We start from the raw sequence: 18,887 nt of genomic DNA, 5'->3' as shown, positions 1-18,887 counted from the left end.
GCCTCAGGTTTGAACACGAGTCCGTACCGGGCCTTACCCTTCCGGCCGCGGGCTGTATCCGAGCTGAACCTGTACACCCGAAATGCAGGGATGGAACGTGACCACAACCATTATTTGTCGACCCCTCTGTGCGGCCGGCTGCCTCGCAGCCGACCGCTTCCTCGTTCGACGGCGACGCCGATGAACAAGCGTCAGCTCGGCCTGGCAGCGCTCGGCCTCACGGTGCTGGTGGCCAGCGCCGGCGTCGTGGTCGCGCAGCTGCTGCCCCCGACCGACCGGATCCAGAGCGTGGCGGAGTCGACGTCGCCCACCGCGCAACCGACCTCCGAGCGGAGTGTCACCCCGACGCCGGCCGACACCGACGGTGCGACGCCCGCTCCGGTTGAGGAGGAGCCGACGGACACCGGCGCGGACGGCGAGCGCTGGAGCGAAGCCGACGCCGCGCCGCGCACGTCGACCGAAGTGCTCCCTGAGCAGCCTGAGAGCGTCATCCTGCCACCATCGAAGCCCCGGACCACCCTCGTTTCGTTGCCGCTTCCCCCCACCGCCAGCTCGACCGGAACCGTGGTCGGCGGGTTCCCCACGGACGTCATGCCCGGCATCCCGGAGTCGGTTATCGACAACACGTCCGTCGCGACCGAGGGCGACCGTATGCAGGCCGCTCTGGAGGCCAGGACGTCACTCGGAACCACCGACGTCCTGGCGTTCTACCGGCAGCATTTCGCTCCGCTGGGTCTTCTGGAGTCCCCGACCACCGCCGCCAAACGGTCGACGACGCTGAGCTTCGCGCGAGGCGACGACTCCATCACCCTCGCCGTCACCGCCGTCGCCGGCGGGTCCAGTTACGTGCTCTTCGGCGCATTCACCGCGCAGGACTGACAGGCAGGCCCGTGTACATCTCGTTGTCCGGCATCTGCACACCCTCCCTTCCCTTATCCATGCCTGGTCTCCCTCGGTGGTGCGAACATGACTCTTGATACAGCCCGAATCGTCCTCGGCGGGTCCGCCGTGGACCTGCTCGAATTCAGCGACTCCATGGAACGGATAACCGAGCACCTCGAGGCGCCTGACATCCCGCCCCTGGCGGTCACGTCGATCAACCTCGACCATGTGCATCACTTCGGGGCGGGTGCCGACTGGTCGGGAACGCTCGACGACGACGTACCGGCGCCGGAGGCGGGGCACAGCCAGCTGACCTGGCTGAACCTCATCGATGGTGCCCCGCTCGCCGCGCAGGCCGGCCGCATCACCGGCCGCGCCTGGCCGCGCCTGGCCGGCAGCGACCTGATCGGACCGATCTTGGCGCTGTGCGAAAGCCGCGGCACCCGCATCGGCTTTCTGGGCGGGACGGCCGACACCCACGACCGCCTCCTCGCCGAGCTCGCCGCTCGATACCCAGCGTTGTGCGTTGCCGGTCTCTGGGCTCCCGCTAGGGACGAACTGAACGATTCGGTGCGATCGGAGGCGATCGCCCGCGAGATCCGCGATGCCGACACCGAGCTCCTGATCGTCGGACTCGGAAAGCCTCGGCAGGAGCTGTGGATCGCAGAACACGGGCTGGCGACGGGCTCCCGCGTGCTGCTGGCCTTCGGCGCCGTCGTCGACTTTCTCGCCGGACGGGTGACCAGGGCTCCGCACTGGATTTCCGCGCACGGACTGGAGTGGGCGTGGCGGCTCGCACTGGAACCCCGGCGCCTGTGCACCCGGTACCTCGTGCAGGGCCCACCTGCCTACCTCGCGGTGCGGCGGCGGGAGTCGATCGCCGCCCCCTGGACACCCTCTCCGGCGGTGATCGGTGTCCACCCCCACGATGGTGCGACAGAGAACCGATTCGTCGGCTTCGCCGACCCGGACGAGCACGCCGACGTGGCCGTCGTTGTCGTCGCCGACAGCACGGTCAGCGTCCTCCCGCTGCTCGAGGAACTCCGAGCGGAGTGTCAGGACCTCCGACTGCGCTGCATCGTGACCGGCGGGGACCCCGGTCGCACCTCCCGGCCCGAGCTGCTGCTCCAACGGGACGTGATCCTGGTGCCAACGGAACGAAACCGCGGCCATGCGGCTTCGATCAATGCCGCCAGAGCCCACATCGGCAGGGCGGACGCTGTGCTCGTGCTCGACGGCACCGGGGAGGTGGAGCGTGGCGCGCTGCGAACCATGGTCGACCGGATGAACCGCGCCGGCGCCGGCGCGGTGGTACCCCGCTTGCTCACCGGTGACGGCGCCACCCGTCGGCACCTGCCCAAGGAACCCACGGTGAGCCGGGCCCTCCTCGGCGCAACCGTCGAAAAGGACGATTCCGGCTCTGGAGGCCGGTTCAGCTCGGTGTACACCGACGCTGAGAGCTACGAGCATGCGCATCAAGTGCGCTGGGGGTTCGACACCGGGCTCCTGGTGCGCCGGGACGTCGACGACCTCGTCGGCGACAGGGACGAGCGGTTCACCGCCGCCCAGGAGTCGGACTACTTCCGCCGCGTGCGTGAGACGGGGGCGCCGATCTGGTACGAACCTGCCGCGCGCATCAGGTCCGAAGCCAGCCCCGGCGTCCGCCCGCCCGCGCTGGCGGCGCTGCTCGCCGCGAACCAGGTCCGCTTCACCCGCCGCTATCGGTCCTTCGGTTACGCGCTCGCCTTCCAGGCTGCCTTGGCCGTGACCGCCGCCCGGCACTGGACCGACCCCGCCCAGCGCACGATCGTGCGCACCCTGCTGACGGGATCTGCCTGGAGGACGGCGCCGGCCGCTCCCCCAAAGCCGGTCGCGGTCACCACGACAGAGCCCGGCCCGTGGGGCAGGTCCGCCACGCCGGCCGGCACCATCATCATCCCCGCCCACAACGAGCGCGCGACGATCGGACGTACCCTCGCCCTGATCGCCCCGATGGCGGCCCTGAACCAGGCCGAGATCATCGTCGTCTGCAACGGCTGCTCCGACAGCACGGCGTCGGTCGCCCGCCGGTTCCCCGGCGTCGCGGTGTACGACATCGAGACAGCATCCAAGACCGCGGCCCTCAACGTCGGCGACGCCGCCGCCCACGCCTGGCCGCGTCTCTACCTGGACGCAGACGTGGCGATCGAACCCACCACGGTGCGCGCGATCTTCGACTCTCTCGGGACCGGGCGCATCCTGGCCGCACGCCCCGAGTACACCTATGACACCACAGGCGCGTCGGCCCTGGTCAAGAGCTACTACCGCGCGCGGCGCAGAATACCGACCAATCGCGACGCCGTCTGGGGCGCCGGTGCCTATGCCCTGAACGCGTCAGGGCACGGCAGATTCGACCGCTTCCCCGACGTCACGGCCGACGACTCGTACGTCGACAGCCTCTTCCGCTCCGACGAGAAGGTCGTCGTACCGACCGGCTCTCCCGTGCGGGTCTTCACACCCCGGACCGTCGCCAGCCTCGTCGCCGTTCTCGCCCGCCAGTATCGGGGGGTCTCGGAATTGGGGACCGAGTCCACGACCGCCGGAAGCATCAGGTCCCTCGTCGCATCCGTGCGCGGCCCGGCGAGCGCGGCCGACGTGGTCTGCTACGGGCTGCTCACGGTGCTCGGCCGGCTCAGGGCCCACCGCGTAGTCAGCCGAGGCCGGGCGGGCTGGGAACGCGACCTGTCCAGCCGAGCACTCCCTCCGGACCTCGCGGCGTGACCCTGACGACTTCGGCCAATCACCCCCTCTCTGGGGTCCGACGGTCTGCCTCGACCGGGATACTGTCTGCTCCGACGGGGACCCTGGTCCCGTCAATTGCACCGTGGGTCTGGCTCGTAATACCAGCCACATCCGATCCGAACCAAGGGGGTGAACGCGTGTACTCATCACGTCGACCCTGCCCGTTCCTGCCATGACCGCGTTGACGCCCGACCGGTCGCCGTCGCCCGCCCCCGGGCGCGACACCTTCGTCAGCGCTGACCAGCCGGCCGATGTCGCGGTCATCATCGTCACCTACAACAGCGAGGCAGACGTCGGGCCGCTCCTCGCCAGTCTGAGAGAGGCCACGCCGTCTGTTCGGATGTGCGTCGTCGTCGTCGACAACGATTCGACCGATGGCACCCTCGGTGTGCTTGCCGAGCACGCCGACATCACCGTGCGCTCCAGCGGCGGCAATCGCGGCTACGCCGGCGGAATCAACGTGGCGTTGAGGCTTGTCGGCCGTGCACGCAGCATTCTGGTGCTCAACCCGGACCTGGTGGTTCGGCCGGGCAGTGTGCGCGAGATGCTCAACTGCTTGGAATCAACCGGCGCCGGCGTCGTAGTTCCCCGCCTGGTGGATTCCCTCGGCGTCCTCCAGGCGTCGCTCCGCCGCGAACCGACGGTGCTGCGGTCGTTCGGCGAAGCACTGTTCGGCTCTCGGGCCCGGCGGAGGCCGGGCTGGCTCTCCGAGACCGTCTACGACCAGGAAAGCTACCGGCGCGCGCACGTCGTGGAGTGGGCCACCGGAGCCGCCCTGCTGATCGACCGGGCGCTCGCCGAGCGCCTCGGTGATTGGGATGAGCGGTACTTTCTCTACTCAGAGGAAACCGACTACTTCCGCCGCGCCCGGAACGCCGGCGCAACGGTGTGGTACGACCCGGCCGCGACCGTCGCTCACCGCCAGGGCGGCTCAGGTGTGTCCGCCGGGCAATCCGCGCTGATGTCCGTGAACCGGGTGCGCTACGCCGAACGGCACGGCACCCCCGCCGCCGCCGCGCTGGTGCACGTTGCGGTCACGCTCCATGCGGCCCTCCGGGCCCACCGGGCCGCCGATCGCTACGCCCTGGCCGTGCTGCTGGATCGTCGCCGGTGGAGGACCCTTCCTCATGCGACGAACACCGCCGCCTCTCCGATCGGGATGGGCGAATGACCGCCGCCGGCCTGCTGCGAGTTCTCCTGCGGCGCTGGTATGTCGTCGTGGCCGTTTTCGCCGTCCTGGGCGTCACGTTCGTCACCCTCGATGAGGCCGGCGGCGCTTACGTCTCGCAATCGAAGGTGGTCTTCGTGGTTCCCGATGCCGCAGCCGTCGGCGTCTTCGACGACCGACAGCGGGACACCCTGTTGGAATTCGTCGGGGCCATCGAGCAGGAGATCAACGACGGAAAGCTGCCCGACCGTCTCTCGCCGGACGCCCCACTCTTCGGCGCGGGAGTGTCCGAGGGGTATCAGGTCGTCATACCCAACACCGGCGGGCAGTGGGAGTACAGCTTCCCCGACCCAGTGTTGTCGGTACGGGTCGCCGGTCAGGATCCCGACAGGGTCAGAGAGACCCTCAACACCCTCCTCGACCGGATCGACGTTCTCACCGCCGACCGGCAGAGCACCCTGGACCCCCGGGATGCCATCAGCACGGAGCGGGTCCCGGCCGAGGCCACGGTCAGTCACGTCGGCGGATCCCGCAGAACACAGGCCAGGGCCCTGCTCGTACTCGGGCTCGTCGGGCTCGGCGTGGCCGCGACCGCGGCAACGCTCGTCGACCGGCTCGCCGGCCGGACTCCCAGACCCCGCCGCCAGGACGGGCCGGCCGGCCAAACCCTGCCGCCCACTACTTCACCGGGCACAACCGCCCAGCAAACGGAGCGTGTGACATGACATTGAAGAACTTCCTGCGAGGCCTCGGACGGCGCTGGTACGTGGTGCTGATCGGTCTGGTACTCACCGGCGTCGCTGCCGGCGTCGTGTATTCCGAGGTGCAACCCACCTACCAACGCAACGCGACCCTGCTCCTCATGCCCGCGGCCTCGAGCGTTCCCGAAGGAGAGAACCCCTACCTGTTCCTCGGTGGCCTCGGCCAGGCCAGTGACGTGTTGGTGAACACGATGGCGTCGCAGACCGTGCGTGAGTCGTTGTTGGATGGGCATCCGGCCGCGGACGCCACCGTCCAGCGCATCGCGACCAGCAGCGGTCCGCTCCTCTCCGTCACCGCCACCGGCAGCACCAACAGTGAGGTTGCCCTGGTGCTCGACCGCGCCCTCTCCGGCGTGCAGACAAACCTCAGCTCCCTGCAGACCCGAGCCGACGTTCCGGAGGTTGAGCGCATCACCGCGATGCCTCTCACCACAGACGAAACCAGTACGGTGATCCAGAAGAGCCGGCTGGAAGCCGTCGCCGCAACAGCTGCCGCCGGCTTCGCTCTCACCCTGCTCCTGGCCGGGTTGGTGGACGGGCTGCTGCTGTCCAGGGACAGGAGACGCCGGTTGGATCCGCCCGTTGCCGATTCCGCCGGCACGCCGGATGACGTTGAGCTCGAAGACGGCCGGGCAACCGAGGACTCCGACGACGACCTCGGCGCACCCCAGGGTCCGAGGGACCCGGACCTGTCCCGTTCCGGCGACCGCCGGGTGCTTGCCGGCGTCCCGGACGGCTTTGACGACAGCACGATCCCCGTCAAGCGCGGCGCAGACGCACGCGCTCCCGAGCACGCCGAATGAGCAGGCCGGCGCCCGCGGCGACCCGCGCCGCCGCGACGGAGCGAGGTCCCCGTCGGGGGATCGACGGACTGACTGTTCTCACCGTGTACGTGGTTCTGCTGTTCGCGGTTCCGTCCGGACTCACGATCACGGCCCTGGGGTCGGCGGGACGGCCCGCGACGCTCTGGGCCCTCGGCGCGGGACTCTGGTGGTGCTGGCATCAGCTGCAGCGTCAGTCCCCTCTGCCACCGGGCCCGCGACGCGTATCCGCGGCACTTTTCGCCCTCCTCGCGGTGGCGGGCTTCAGCTACGCCTGCGCCATGCTTCGCGGGCTGCCCACCGACGAGGTCAGCCCGGCTGACAACGGGCTCCTGCGACTGCTGGCGTGGGCCGGGATCCTGCTCGTCGGCATCGACGGTCTCCCCAGCGTCGGCGAACTACGGGTCCTGCTGCGCAGGCTCGCGTGGGCGGGCGGCGCGATGGCGACCCTGGGCATCCTTCAGTTCCTGACGGGCAACCTGCTCCTGGAGTTCTGGCACTTCGTGCCGTTCACGATGTGGGAGGGCCCCACCTCGGACGCACTCGACCAGCGAGCCGGCTTCATCCGCGCGTCGGGAACGGCGATCCATCCGCTTGAGTACGGAGTCGTCCTAGCCATGGCTTTTCCGATCGCCCTCGCTCTGGCCGTCGAGAATCGCTCGGTGCATCGGCTGCTCCCCTGGCTGCCTGTCGCCATGATCACTGTCGCGTCACTGCTCTCGGTCTCCCGGTCAACCCTGATCGGCCTCGCCGTTGGACTGATCATCATGCTGCCGACCCTCTCCCGCAACGTCCGGATGCTCATTGTCACGGTGGGCGGCGCCCTGACCGTCGCGATCGCGGTGCTCGTCCCCGGGATGATCGGAACGATCCGCGGTCTGTTCACCGGACTGGGGTCGGACCCGAGCACCGCATCGCGAACGACCAGCTACGACATCGCCATCGACTACATGAGCCGGTTCCCGGTCGTCGGCAAGGGATTCGGCACCTTCATCGCGAAGTACCACATCTTCGACAACCAGTACCTGCTCCTGGCGATCGAGTTGGGAATCCTGGGCGTCATCGCCTTCCTCATCCTGGTCGTCGCCGGCATCGTCAGTGCGGCGCAGGCCCGCCGCACCGCCACAGCCAGCCTGGACCGGCAGCTGGCCCAGGCCCTCGTCGCGGCGCTCGTCGCGGGCAGTCTGCTGATGGCCTTCTTCGACGGTTTCGCGTTCTCGATGTCTGCGGGGATGCTCTTCCTCGTCCTCGGCCTGGCCGGGGGTGCGCGGCACCTGCTCGCTGCAGGGCCTCCCGTGCCCGGTCAGCCGGTGGCGACCCGATAGGACAGCTGGACTCCTCCGGGCAGTCGGCGGTTCAGCCCGCGGACACCCGCTACTCGCTGCCCGCCCCTGCCGTGAGGGGCACCCGGTAGATGTGGTAGCTGAATTCCTCGGCGAAGGCGTCGGTGAATCGTCCCTTGCCGTCGACCGCCAGGCTGCGATCTTCTCCCAGCACCTCGACGTTCTTGCCTTCGACCCCGGGCGGCAGAGTGAGAGTGCGCTCCCCCGGGCCGGCAGAGCCGTCGACCATCGCGAAGATGTAGGCCGACCCTGCATGGGTTTTGAGCATGGTGTCGAGCTTCGGACCGAAGGTGTACTCGTAGGACTGGGTGTTGAGCACCGGGGCGAGTGAGTGAATTTGAGCGTTCACCGACTTCACTGCGGCGACCTGAGCATTGCCACAAAAGCCCGGGGTGACCTGAGATTGGCGGAAAACGTTGCTGCTTTGGCACGTTCCACTGAGGCTCTGATTGAAATAGGCAATCCCTCGGGCTTCGTTGATGATCGAGTTCATCACCGCCCCCGTGAGCTGCCCCGGGGTGAGGTAGGACTTCGGCGCAGCATCCGGCGGACCGCCGTTCAGGTTCTCCACCCATTGCCAGAGTGGTTGCAGTTTTCCGTCTGCGGCATCCTGGGCGCGGAGGGAGTTCATAGTGGCGCCGTAGCTCGACGCGGTGCGACAGGTCGCCTGCGCGACCGGGGTCAGATACACATCCCGATACGGGGTCTGGTCGCAGAAGGGGATGCTGTACCAGTACATGTCCACCGACACCACATCGGTGTATCCGTTCACGTACTGGCGCGCTGCCTCCTGCGGGAGGTCACTTGCGATCACCATCTGGGTGAAGTTCGCGTAGCGGAAGCGCCCGTCGTCGGGGAGGGCGTCGACCAACCCCTGGAGGTGCTTGTGGCCGTCTGCTGGGGTGAATCGGCCGTCGACCTCATCGTCAAGGAACTGGCCCACCCAATTGCCGCTGTCGGCGGTGAAGCCGTCGTTGAGCTTTCCGCCGATCCAGAACACACCGTTGTCGGCAAAGAGCCGGTACGGCGTGCCATCCCACATGCCGCTGTACGTGTTGATGCCGAGTGACTTGTCGTAGACGACCTCGTCATCGGTGCTGAAGTTGCCGAACCAGGAGACGATAGGGAAAAACGTCGGGTCGTCCCAACCGGCCGCGTCGGCCTTGCTGAACTGTTTCCAGTAGGCCGGCCCGCCTTCCCAGGGAATCCGCGGAAGGGCCAGCGTGGTCCCGGTGTCGCTCGGGGGCACCGTGATCGGGTCGGGCGCAGCTGGGGTCGGGGTGGAGGCCGACTCGGCCGGGGCCGAGGGACTAGCGGCCCGCGGGTGGTCTTCCGGCACCGTTTCACCCGGGGCGGCGGGGCGGAACCTGACGTCGACGTAATAGTTGGTGTCCTCGAACGACGCGGTCGGGAAGCCTCCGGACCCGTAGCGGAAGACGCCGCCGCCGGCCGGAACCGACAGCGCGCCGTTGGTATGCGGGTCGGCGAGCGCGCCGGCATCCGAGGCGTAGTGACCCCGTGGCGCGAAGTAGGAGGCGACATAGCTGTGGCCACGGTGAACCGGCACCGGTTCGGCGAAGGTGGCTTCCTGCCATCCGCTGGAGGATTCTCGGGTGAATTCCACCCGAGTCAGCGGGTTCCCGTCACCGTCCCACAGAGTTCCCAGGTGTGGTCCGGTGTTGCCTGTGCCCTTGTAAAACCGGAGACCGGTCACCCAGCCATCCCGGGTGCTGGTGAAGCGGACGCCCACTTCCACCGACGCATCGTCCGATGCTGCGGCCACAGTGGGGGTCGGTGAACCGAAGATGTTGGCTTCTGCCCGTGCCTGTCCTGCGACGCCGGCCACCAGCGACAGTGCGGCCACAACGACCACGACGCCCGCTGCGACGATCACCGCCCACCGCCGGCGGCTCGCCGTGATGACGGTGGTCTGTTCCGATGGCATGTGCTGCTCCCTCGCGATGGCCGAACTGCCGGGTGCTCAGGTGAGCGCGCCGGATGCTGCGGGTCGTGATCGTGGCGTCGCGGGGACACCTGAGCTGCCCGCGGGGACGACGAGGTCCAGGAGCCGCCCCGCCCGGACGTCCCAGCTGTGGGATGCCGCAAATTCGATCCGGCGTCGGCGGTCGGTCTCAGCCTCCGCGCCGCGTGCCGGATCGGAAACGATTCGCTGCACGTGCTCAGCGAAGTGCCGCGGATCAGTCCCGACGTTGATCAGGTCGGTGTTCAACCACTGGACTGCCGGCAGATCGGTCGACACCACCGGCAACCCGTTGGCCAGGTATTCCAGGGTTTTCAGGGGAAAGCTGGCTCGGTTGAATGACGTGATGCGATACGGCGTCAGGCCGACCGCCGCCCCCACGAGATGACCGGGTAGTTCCGCAAACGGAACCTCCCCGAGCCAGGTCACCGTCTCTGCGGCGAGAAACGCGTCGAGGCGGACCGTGATCTGGGGATCACGCTCAGTACGCGGTCCGACGACCAGGATCGGCACCCCGGTCGCCAGCACCGCTTCGAGCACGTCGAAGTCCAATCGCTCATTGAGTTGTCCGACCAGGGCGGCAGCGGCTTCCGGGTCCCCGCGGTCCGGTTGACGCCGGCCGTCAGACACAACGGGTTCGCAGCCGTTGGGCAGGACCTCGACCGGGCGGTCTACGGCCAGACCACTGACTGTTGCGGCGAGCTCCGGGGTGACCGCGGCGACGACGTCTGCCCGGGACACATTCCTTCGGAGGATCCGGGAAATACCAGACTGGGGCAGATCCAGCAGGGCAGCGCCGGCCACCCAGTCGTCGGTGAGGTAGAGCAGCCGACTACCCCGCACCCGTCTCGGGAACCGTGCCCGGGGAGTCGCCACCACGACAGCGGTCACGTCGGCGTTGAGCTTCCTGACCGCCCAGCGGACTGCCCAGGCGCCCAGGGCACCCGCGATGGAGAGCATTGCCCGCTTCGACGCGAACGGCACGGTGACGCTGCGCAGCCGAACGATGTTCGGGCCCTCGGAGACAAGCTGAGGCAACGGCCAGCGGTAGTTCCGGCGCAATGTCCGCTGCACCGCAACCGGAGGGTCAACCCAGAGCACCGGGATGCGTCGGGCCAGCGCCGCCGTGAGACGCCGGTCGGTTCCCGGAACGGCATCCCATTCGGCGCCGGCGATGTAGACGATGTACGGCAGTGTCACGAGCCCGCTCCCGTCGTCACCGGCAGGCTCCCGGGCCGGACTCTCGCCGGACGGGCGTTGAAGTCGTCGGTCTGCTCGATTCCGATCAACCGACGCACACGTTTCCCCGCGTAATACCGGGCGTACCGGGTCAGGGCCGCAGCATCGTGCCGGACCTGCTGCCCGCGCGTGACCCGCAGCTGGAGCGCTTTGCGATAGATGGCCAGCTGGGTCACGGCTGCGGCCTCCACCGAGAACCGCCCGTGCACGGTTGCCAGGCCGAACGCGCCGACTTCCGCTCGAAGACCGGCGTCCACGAGCAGTTGCCGGAGGATGCCCTCCAACCGGGCCGGACCCGTTTCGGCCGATTCTCCCACCCCGTACCACCCGGCCCAGAGGAATTCCGGCAGGGTATCCGGGGTGAGAAGCTCCCAGTATCCGCCCTCCCCCTGCACCACCAGCGGTTTCGCGAAGGCGAGCGCTTTCAACGCAGACCCGCCCATGCCGAGCATCACATCGGCTGACTCGTAGACGGGCCGGGGATCGGTCACCTCGCCCAGCAGGACCACGGTGCCGGCACCCGAGTCCGCGTTGACGTGCGCGGCACGGGCGACCACCTCCTCGCGGGCGGGCCCGTCCCCGGCGATGACGAGCCGAATGGCCGCGTGCCGGGCCAGGGCTCCGACGGTGTCGATCGCCGTGAGGATTCCCTCCAGCTTCAGCTGATGGGCGAACCTGGTCACCATGCCAACCGTGAACCGACCGTCGTCGCCGGCTCCGAAGACCCCGGCGGGCACCGCACCCGGATGATTCTCCGTCAGGTCGACCGGCGGCTCCAGCAGGCTGACCGAGGAGCGACCGAAGGCACGCTCGGCGGCGGCGATCGCCTCGGTCCCGACCGCGAGTGGCATGCACTTCGGAAGGAACGGTGCGACAGCCATCGACATCACGGTGGACACCGCGACGGCGGATGGCTGCAGCCGGCTGGCGAGGACGCACTCCAGCGCCGGTGGCCACTCGTAGCCGTGCAGCACATCGATCTTCCGTTCCACCACGAGGTCGGCGAGCGCACGGGCCACCCGGGGTGACGGGCGCCGGCCCGGTCGTGGAGCCGCGATGAATTCGAGACCCAGATCGGCGATTCGCTGCACAAGCGCACCCGGGGTGCCGAAGACAATAACCCGGTGACCACGGCGCTGCAGCGCGGCCGCAATCTCAATCGCGTTGAGCTGGCTCCCGCCGATCCCGAGGTCGTGCGGGTAGACGAGCACCCCGAGCGTCATGCGCGCCCCCCGGTCATGCGCCGGGCCAGCCAGCTGGACGGCCAGGCGAGGCCGGCCAGAACCCGGCCGAAGGTTCGGGAACGGCGAAGCGACGGCGGCACAAGCGGGAGAAGCAGCGGTGCGGTCAGCACCAGGTAGAGGATGCCGCCGGCCAACCCTCCGAGCAAAAACTTCGCCGGAGCCGCTGACACCAGCATCGCCACGGCCCACGCTGTCCCTCCGGCCGCGGTGCCGGCACACACCGGCCAGGCAATCGCCCGAACCATCACACCGAACGGTCGAGGGATCGTTCGTCGCAGCATCAGGAGATACAACGGGAGGATGACTCCCGCGCTCACCAGAATGTGGGCCAGTCCCACGCCCACCAGACCGCCGTATCGGACACCGACCGCCATGGCGGGCAGGAGCACCGCGAGAGCGGCGACCTGCACGAGGAGCAGACCGCCGGTGCGGCCGGTGGAGATGATGATGTTCGCCAGGAGGAGGCCCAACACGAAGATGACCCCGTAAACGGCGAGGACGACGAGGGCCGGTGCGGCTCCCGTCCACTGGGTTCCATAGATGGTGGTGAGCAACGGCTCGGCGAGTGCGAGGGTGAGTGCGCCGATCGCGCAGGCCACCAGGGCGACAGTTCGGCAGGCCTGAAGCAGGGCGCCGCGAAGGTCCCCGCCTTCATGACGCACTCGGGAGAACGCGGGTTGAACGATGCCGTTCAGAACGGATCCGATCACGGCGGTGGACCAGGCGGCGATGGTGAACGCCAGAGAGTAGAGCCCGGTGGCTTCAACGCCCAGGGTGCGGCCGACGAAGACGTAATCCACATTGAGCAACGCCTGGCTGAGCAGGTTGGCCAGTGCGAGCGGCAGTCCGAAGCGAATCAGCATTCCGATCTGATCCCGCCGAAATCCCGGCCAGTAGCGTTTTTTCACCTTCATGGTGAGGATCACCCCGGTGACCAGCTGCGCCGCGACCCGCGACCAGGCGAACGCCAACGCCCCATCACCGGCGAGTGCCACCAATAAGAGGACCGCGCTGCTCGGAACGAACGCGATCGCTGCCGCTCGAAAGATCACATCCTGCCGGAAGTCGCGTTGGATCAGCGCCCCCGGCACCACGAACGGCCCGATGAGTGCCACCGAGAGCGCCATCACCCGAAGCGGCCCTGCCGCATCCGGGGAGCCGAGGGCAGCAGCGAGAGGGTCGGCGAAAACGGCCATCGCGGTGCCCAGCACGAGGCTCGTGATGATCGAGACCGTGGCGATCGTCGGCGCGATGCGGTCGGGGTCGAGGTCGTTACGGAGCAGCGCCGAAGAGATGCCGAGTTCGGCGAGGCTGACGACGACCCCCTGCACGACCATGGCCAGGGCGAACACCCCGAACGCCTCCGGGGCCACGATCCGGGCGACGACCGCCATGATCGCGATGTTGGCGAAGCGCAGGAACAGGGTGCTGCCGGCCGACCAGAGCGCCCCCCTACGCACCTGATCGCCGAGGACCGAGCCGGGTGAGGCGTCGGTCACAGGCATGATTGCAGGGTGTCGACCACCCGATCCTGCTGCTCGTCGGTGAGGCCGGGGTAGATCGGCAGCGAGAGGATCTCCCCGCTCAGGCGTTCGGCGACGGGGAACGTGCCCTGCCCCCTGGCCACCTCAGCGAAGGCGGGGAGCTGATGCACCGGGACCGGGTAATGGATGCCCACGCCGATACCCGCGTCGCTCATGTCCTGATACGTCCGGTTCCGTTCCGGCACCCGCACCACGAATTGGTGGAACACGTGCTCGTTCCCTGGCGCGGTTCGGGGGGTGACCACTCCGGGAGCCCCGTCGAGCAGGGCGGTGTACCGGGCGGCAAGGCGTCGGCGTTCGGCGTTCCACCCGTCGAGCAGGGCGAGCTTGGCGGAAAGCACCACGGCCTGCAGGGTGTCGAGCCGGGAGTTGGTCCCCACGCTGAGGTGCTCGTACTTGTGCACTCCGCCGTGGTTACTGAGCGCGCGCACCTCGGCGGCGATCGCGTCGGAGGATGTGATCACGGCACCTGCGTCACCGTAGGCGCCGAGGTTCTTGCCGGGGTAGAAGCTGGTGCCGGCCACGTCTCCCAGGGACCCGGCGCGCCGACCATGGGACCGCGCCCCCTGGGCCTGCGCCGCGTCTTCGACCAGGACGACGTCGGGGCCGACCAGCAGACGGAGTTCGTCGACCGGCGCGGCTTGACCGTAAAGGTGCACGGCGATGACCGCTCGGGTCTGGGCGGTCATCCGCTCGCCCACACTCACGGGGTCGAGGAGGAAATTCTCGTCGCAGTCGGCGAAGACCACCCGCGCACCGGCACGCAGAACGGCTTCGGCGCTCGCCACGAAGGTGTTGGCGGGAACGATGACCTCGTCGCCTGCGCCGATGCCGCTGGCGCGCAGTGCGAGCTCGAGCGCGTCGGTGCCGTTACCGACACCGATCACGTGCCGGCTGGTGCAGTAGGCCGCGTATTCCCCTTCGAACCGGGCGACGTCGGGGCCCTGGATGAAGGAACTCGCCGCGATGACCCGGTCGAAGCCCTGCCGAACCACGTCGGCGATCTGCTGATGCTGCCCGGCCAGGTCAAGCATCGGGACTCGTTCGGTGGTCTTCACACTGCGCTCCTCTGATAGACGGACCGGGCGGGGACACCGGCCCAGGTTTCTCCGGCCGGCACGTCGGCGATGACAGCGGCGCCCATCCCGACGATCGCTCCGGCTCCGACGACGACGCCCTGCCGAACGGTGGCGTTCATGCCGAGGTAGGCACCCTCGTGCACTGTGACTCCCCCGGCGAGGGAGACTCCGGCAGTGAGAGTGGCAAAGTCACCGACGACCACGTCGTGCGTGAGGGTTGCCTGCGGCATGACCACGACATGACGGCCGACTCTGACGTCGGCAGTGAGCACGGTGTGCGCAAGCAGCACACTGCCCCGGCCGACGGTGCAGGAGGCGGGGACACGTGCCGAGGCGTCGATGACCGTGACATACCGCTCCGGTTGCACCTCCAGGGCGGCCAGCCGGTCAGCCACCCGGCGTCGCCCGGCGCCGGAGCCGACGCAGATCAGCAGCCCGGTCCGGTGCCTCGCAGCGAGTTCCAATCCGCCGATCACGTCGATTCCAGCCACGCGGCTGCCGTGCAGCTCCTCATCGTCGTCGAGAATTGCCACCCAGCGGAATTCACGCTGTTCCGCCGAGACGACCTCTCTCGCCAGGCCGCTGGCGGCGAGCAGGATGACGTCTCTCATGCGGCGCCCCGGCGACGGGTGGACGAGACCTGCACCACGGCATCGATCACACGGTCCTGTTCAGCATCCGCCAGCTCGTGATAGAGCGGCAGGATCAGCGTGTTGTCGTTCAGGCGCTCGGTGACCGGAAGCGGAACGTTGTGCTCGACCCAATCCCGGTAGGCCGGTTGGCGGTGTGCCGCCATGATGCCGCGGCGGGCCGAGATGTCCGCATGCGCCAGCGCCTCGACGAGGCCCTCTCGATCCGTCGGAAAATCCGGGAGCACTTCGACCCAGTAGGACTGGAAGTTCGAGGTTCCCCACTCCGGGTCGCTGACCACGCGCAGACCCGGCACTGCGGCCAGGGCGATGCTGTACCGCTCCGCCAGCTCCCGTCGCTTGCGCACGACTTCCGGCAAGCGTCCGAGTTGCACGATCCCGATCGCGGCCTGAAGGTCGGTCATCCGGTAGTTGAATCCGATCTCCCGGTATTCCTCGGCCGGTGAAAGCACACTTGCCTGGCGGCTGGCGGCCGAGAGGCTCATCGAGTGCTCCCGAAGCTGCCGGGCGCGGGTCGCCCACGCCGTTGTCGACGTGGTCAGCATCCCGCCCTCGCCGGTGGTGAGGAGCTTGCGCGGGTGGAAGGACCACGCGGCGATGTCAGCCCCGGCACCGACCGGGCGCCCCCGGTAGGTGGACCCGGCGCCGCAGGCCGCATCTTCGATGACGAAGATCCCGCGCAGTTCGCACACTGCACGGATCGCGGCGAGGTCAACCGGGATCCCGCCCTGGTCCACCACGATCACCGCTCGTGTGCGATCGGTGATGACCGCGGACACGGTCTCCGCGGTGAGGTTGCCCGTCGCCAGGTCCACGTCGGCGAAGACCGGGCGGGCGCCGACGTACGTAGGCGCGTTGGCGGTCGCGATGAACGAGAAGGAGGGGACGATCACCTCGTCCCCGGCCTGGACGCCCGCAACGACGAGTGCCAGGTGCAGGGCCGTGGTGCAGTTCGACGTCGCCACGGCGTGCTCGGCGCCCATGGCCGTCGCGAATTCCTCCTCGAACCGGGCCACCCGGGGTCCCTGCGCGACCCAGCCGGATTCGATCACTTCGGTGACCGCCTGGATCTCGTCGGCGCCGATCCACGGCTTCATGACATTGATGCGGCTCATGAGGTCACCAGCGTTCGGCCGGCGGCGATTTCCTCGCGGAGGGGTGCCCACCAGGCGACGAGTTCCCGGAGCCCCTGATCGAGCCCGACCCGGGCTTCGAACCCGAGATCCCGCCGGGCTGCGGAGACATCAGCAAGTCGGCGCGCCACTCCGTTAACTGCCCGGTCGGGGCCGTGCTCAACCGGCAACGTCGAATCCATCGCTCGCAGGAGGTGCTCAGCCAGTTCGAGCAGGCTCGTCTCCACCCCGCTGGCGATGTTGTACACGCCGTCACGGCTGTCACTGGTCGCAGCGAGCAGGTTCGCCCTGGCGATGTCGGCGGTGAACACGAAGTCCATGGTTTGGCGGCCGTCCCCGAAGATCAGCGGTGCTTTCCCGTCGATGATGCGCTCCATCCACCGCACCAGGACTTCGGTATAGAGGCCGTGCACGTCCATCCTCGGACCGTAGACGTTGAAGTACCGCAGCGCCACGAAGTCGAGGCCGCGCATGGCTCTGAAGCTGCGCAGCATGCCCTCATTGAACGACTTCGCCGCACCGTAGAAGGTGTCGTTGTTGTGGTGGTGGTGGCGCTCCGAGGTGGGGAAGTGCTCCGCGAGTCCGTACACCGAAGCGCTGGACGCGGTGATGAGCTTCTCGACGCCCCGGTCGGCCGCCGCCTCGAAGACGTTGAAGGTGCCGTCGACGAGCACCTCGAGGGCCAGGCGCGGATCTTCGGCGCACTGAGTGATCCTGAGTGCTGCCTCGTGGAAGACCAGGTCCTTGCCCGCGACGATGTCATGGACCAGGTCACGGTCACGTAGGTCGCCCTCCACCAGAGTCACCCGGCCAGACGCCAGGGCCCCGGCGAGGTTGTCGCGCCGGCCCCTGACCAGGTTGTCGAGCACGTCAATGTGCGCCGCACCGGCATCAAGGAGCTGGTCGACGATAGCCGATCCGATGGTGCCGGCGCCGCCGGTGACAAGGACAGTCGCTCCGACCAGGGCGCTCATGACGCCTCACCGATCAGGCTCAGGTCATCGGCACTGGCACGGACGTCGGCAACGGGTGCGAGTTCGGCCGCCGCCAGGCTCCTGGTCGCCGCCTCCAGCACCGCCAGTACCCGCAGTCCCGACTCCCCGTCGGTCCTGGCGGGACGTTTCTCCCGGATACTGCGGGCGAACTCCGTCGCCATCGCACCGAGGGCCTCGTGTTCGGGGAGGGCGGGCGACCACGTGTCACCCAACCGATAGGAGATCGTCGACTCCCGACGCGCCTCCCCGCCGACGGCCTGCAGCGACAGGTCGACGCCGCGGTCGTAGACGCTGACCCGTTGTTGCGGGTTCAAGTCGTCCCAGACCAGGGTTCGTTTGGTGCCGCCGATGATCATCTGGCGAATCTTGGTGGGGCTGAGCCAGTTCACGTGCACGTGGGCCATCGCCCCGTTCGCCAACGGCAGCGCGAGGTATCCCACGCACGCCTTACCCGCCCCCAGCGGATCAGCGCCGTGGGCCGACACCGACAGCGGCCGCAGCCCGCCGGGAAGCACGAAGTCGATGATAGACAGGTCGTGAGGGGCGAGGTCCCAGAAAACGTCGACGTCGGGCTGGATCAGGCCGAGGTTCACGCGCACCGAATCGATGAACAGGATGTCGCCGAGCGCTCCCTCCGCGACAAGCTCCCGGATCTTCAGTACGGCGGGCGTGTAGCAGTAGGTGTGGTCGGCCATGAGGACCAGTCCCCTGTCGGCGGCCACTCGAACCATGTCCCGGCCCTTGACCCCGGTGTCGGCGAGAGGTTTCTCCACCATCACGTGCTTGCCTGCGCTCAGGGCGGCCCTGGCGATGCCGTGGTGGGTGGAGGCCGGCGTGGCAATAGCCACGGCATCGATGTCATCGGATTCCAGCAGGTCCTTGAGCGATGTCACCACGCGGGCGCCGCCGACACCGTCGGCGACCCGTTGGGCGCGGTCCCTGTCGAGGTCACAGATCGCGACCAGGTCCCATTCCGGGTTAGCTCGGAAGTTGCGGGCGAGGTTCGGCCCCCAGTATCCGGCGCCGACGACGGCGATTCGAAGTTTCGTGTTCACTGATACCCCCAGGGTGTTGTGGGCGTTCAGGACCGCTCGGGTGACGGGCCTGTCATGCGAGGCTTCACCGCGGGTTCGGTGAAACCGAATTCTCTAGCCGGATCGTGTGAAAACCACGTCGACGAAGTAGTTCTCCGCCTGCCAGCTGTTGGTCGGGAAGCCGCCGGCGGGTCCGTAGAGGTACCGGCCGTTGGACGTCGTGCCGGCGGTC

Annotated in this window: 15 protein-coding genes; 6 read left to right on the top strand and 9 right to left on the bottom strand. The window is 68.4% G+C overall.

The window, feature by feature from the left end:
- The first annotated feature begins 180 nt into the window (after positions 1–180).
- From E3O57_RS15160 to E3O57_RS15135, 6 genes are all read left to right on the top strand, one after another.
- Complete coding sequence (locus E3O57_RS15160; protein WP_103479290.1) at positions 181–879, top strand: hypothetical protein; 699 nt, start codon at positions 181–183, stop codon at positions 877–879.
- Positions 880–966: 87 nt separating this feature from the next.
- Positions 967–3,642, top strand: coding sequence for a WecB/TagA/CpsF family glycosyltransferase (locus E3O57_RS15155; RefSeq protein ID WP_103461338.1), 2,676 nt, complete (start codon positions 967–969; stop codon positions 3,640–3,642).
- A gap of 193 nt (positions 3,643–3,835) precedes the next feature.
- On the top strand, positions 3,836–4,834 hold the full coding sequence (locus E3O57_RS15150; RefSeq protein WP_088457334.1) for a glycosyltransferase family 2 protein: 999 nt from the start codon (positions 3,836–3,838) through the stop codon (positions 4,832–4,834).
- Positions 4,831–5,556 (top strand): hypothetical protein, encoded by a 726-nt coding sequence (locus E3O57_RS15145; protein WP_103461340.1) that lies wholly within the window; start codon positions 4,831–4,833, stop codon positions 5,554–5,556. The genes E3O57_RS15150 and E3O57_RS15145 overlap by 4 nt, the downstream gene beginning before the upstream one ends.
- Entirely contained in the window at positions 5,553–6,395 is an 843-nt protein-coding gene (locus tag E3O57_RS15140) for a hypothetical protein (RefSeq protein ID WP_103479291.1), read from the top strand. The genes E3O57_RS15145 and E3O57_RS15140 overlap by 4 nt, the downstream gene beginning before the upstream one ends.
- Positions 6,392–7,738, top strand: a complete 1,347-nt coding sequence (locus E3O57_RS15135) for an O-antigen ligase (RefSeq protein ID WP_103479292.1) — start codon at positions 6,392–6,394, stop codon at positions 7,736–7,738. Before E3O57_RS15140 ends, E3O57_RS15135 begins: the two co-directional genes overlap by 4 nt.
- 49 nt (positions 7,739–7,787) lie before the next feature.
- On the opposite strand, the gene E3O57_RS15130 is transcribed toward E3O57_RS15135, so the two are convergent.
- The 9 genes from E3O57_RS15130 to E3O57_RS15090 are packed head-to-tail and all read right to left on the bottom strand — an operon-like array spanning position 7,788 to position 18,676.
- Positions 7,788–9,701 carry a DUF4082 domain-containing protein gene (locus tag E3O57_RS15130; RefSeq protein WP_103479293.1) on the bottom strand — a complete coding sequence of 638 codons (1,914 nt, stop codon included), beginning with the start codon at positions 9,699–9,701 and terminating at the stop codon, positions 7,788–7,790.
- A gap of 36 nt (positions 9,702–9,737) precedes the next feature.
- Positions 9,738–10,937, bottom strand: a complete 1,200-nt coding sequence (locus tag E3O57_RS15125) for a glycosyltransferase (protein WP_103479294.1) — start codon at positions 10,935–10,937, stop codon at positions 9,738–9,740.
- Positions 10,934–12,199, bottom strand: a complete 1,266-nt coding sequence (locus E3O57_RS15120; protein ID WP_103479295.1) for a glycosyltransferase — start codon at positions 12,197–12,199, stop codon at positions 10,934–10,936. Before E3O57_RS15120 ends, E3O57_RS15125 begins: the two co-directional genes overlap by 4 nt.
- Entirely contained in the window at positions 12,196–13,725 is a 1,530-nt protein-coding gene (locus E3O57_RS15115; protein WP_088457341.1) for a lipopolysaccharide biosynthesis protein, read from the bottom strand. Before E3O57_RS15115 ends, E3O57_RS15120 begins: the two co-directional genes overlap by 4 nt.
- A complete protein-coding gene (locus E3O57_RS15110) occupies positions 13,716–14,798 on the bottom strand; it encodes a DegT/DnrJ/EryC1/StrS aminotransferase family protein (RefSeq protein ID WP_103479297.1) in 1,083 nt (360 codons plus the stop codon). The genes E3O57_RS15115 and E3O57_RS15110 overlap by 10 nt, the downstream gene beginning before the upstream one ends.
- Positions 14,799–14,818: 20 nt before the next feature.
- Positions 14,819–15,454, bottom strand: coding sequence for an acetyltransferase (locus E3O57_RS15105; protein WP_088457342.1), 636 nt, complete (start codon positions 15,452–15,454; stop codon positions 14,819–14,821).
- Positions 15,451–16,608: a DegT/DnrJ/EryC1/StrS aminotransferase family protein gene (locus tag E3O57_RS15100; RefSeq protein WP_088457343.1), complete on the bottom strand. Its 1,158-nt coding sequence runs from the start codon at positions 16,606–16,608 to the stop codon at positions 15,451–15,453. The genes E3O57_RS15105 and E3O57_RS15100 overlap by 4 nt, the downstream gene beginning before the upstream one ends.
- Positions 16,605–17,600, bottom strand: coding sequence for an NAD-dependent epimerase/dehydratase family protein (locus E3O57_RS15095; protein ID WP_088457344.1), 996 nt, complete (start codon positions 17,598–17,600; stop codon positions 16,605–16,607). Before E3O57_RS15095 ends, E3O57_RS15100 begins: the two co-directional genes overlap by 4 nt.
- A complete protein-coding gene (locus E3O57_RS15090; protein WP_103479296.1) occupies positions 17,597–18,676 on the bottom strand; it encodes a Gfo/Idh/MocA family protein in 1,080 nt (359 codons plus the stop codon). Before E3O57_RS15090 ends, E3O57_RS15095 begins: the two co-directional genes overlap by 4 nt.
- Positions 18,677–18,887 lie beyond the last annotated feature (211 nt).

Source organism: Cryobacterium sp. TMN-39-2 (genome assembly GCF_004402745.1).
Classification (GTDB): domain Bacteria; phylum Actinomycetota; class Actinomycetes; order Actinomycetales; family Microbacteriaceae; genus Cryobacterium; species Cryobacterium zongtaii.
This window is presented reverse-complemented; position numbering and strand designations above follow the sequence as displayed.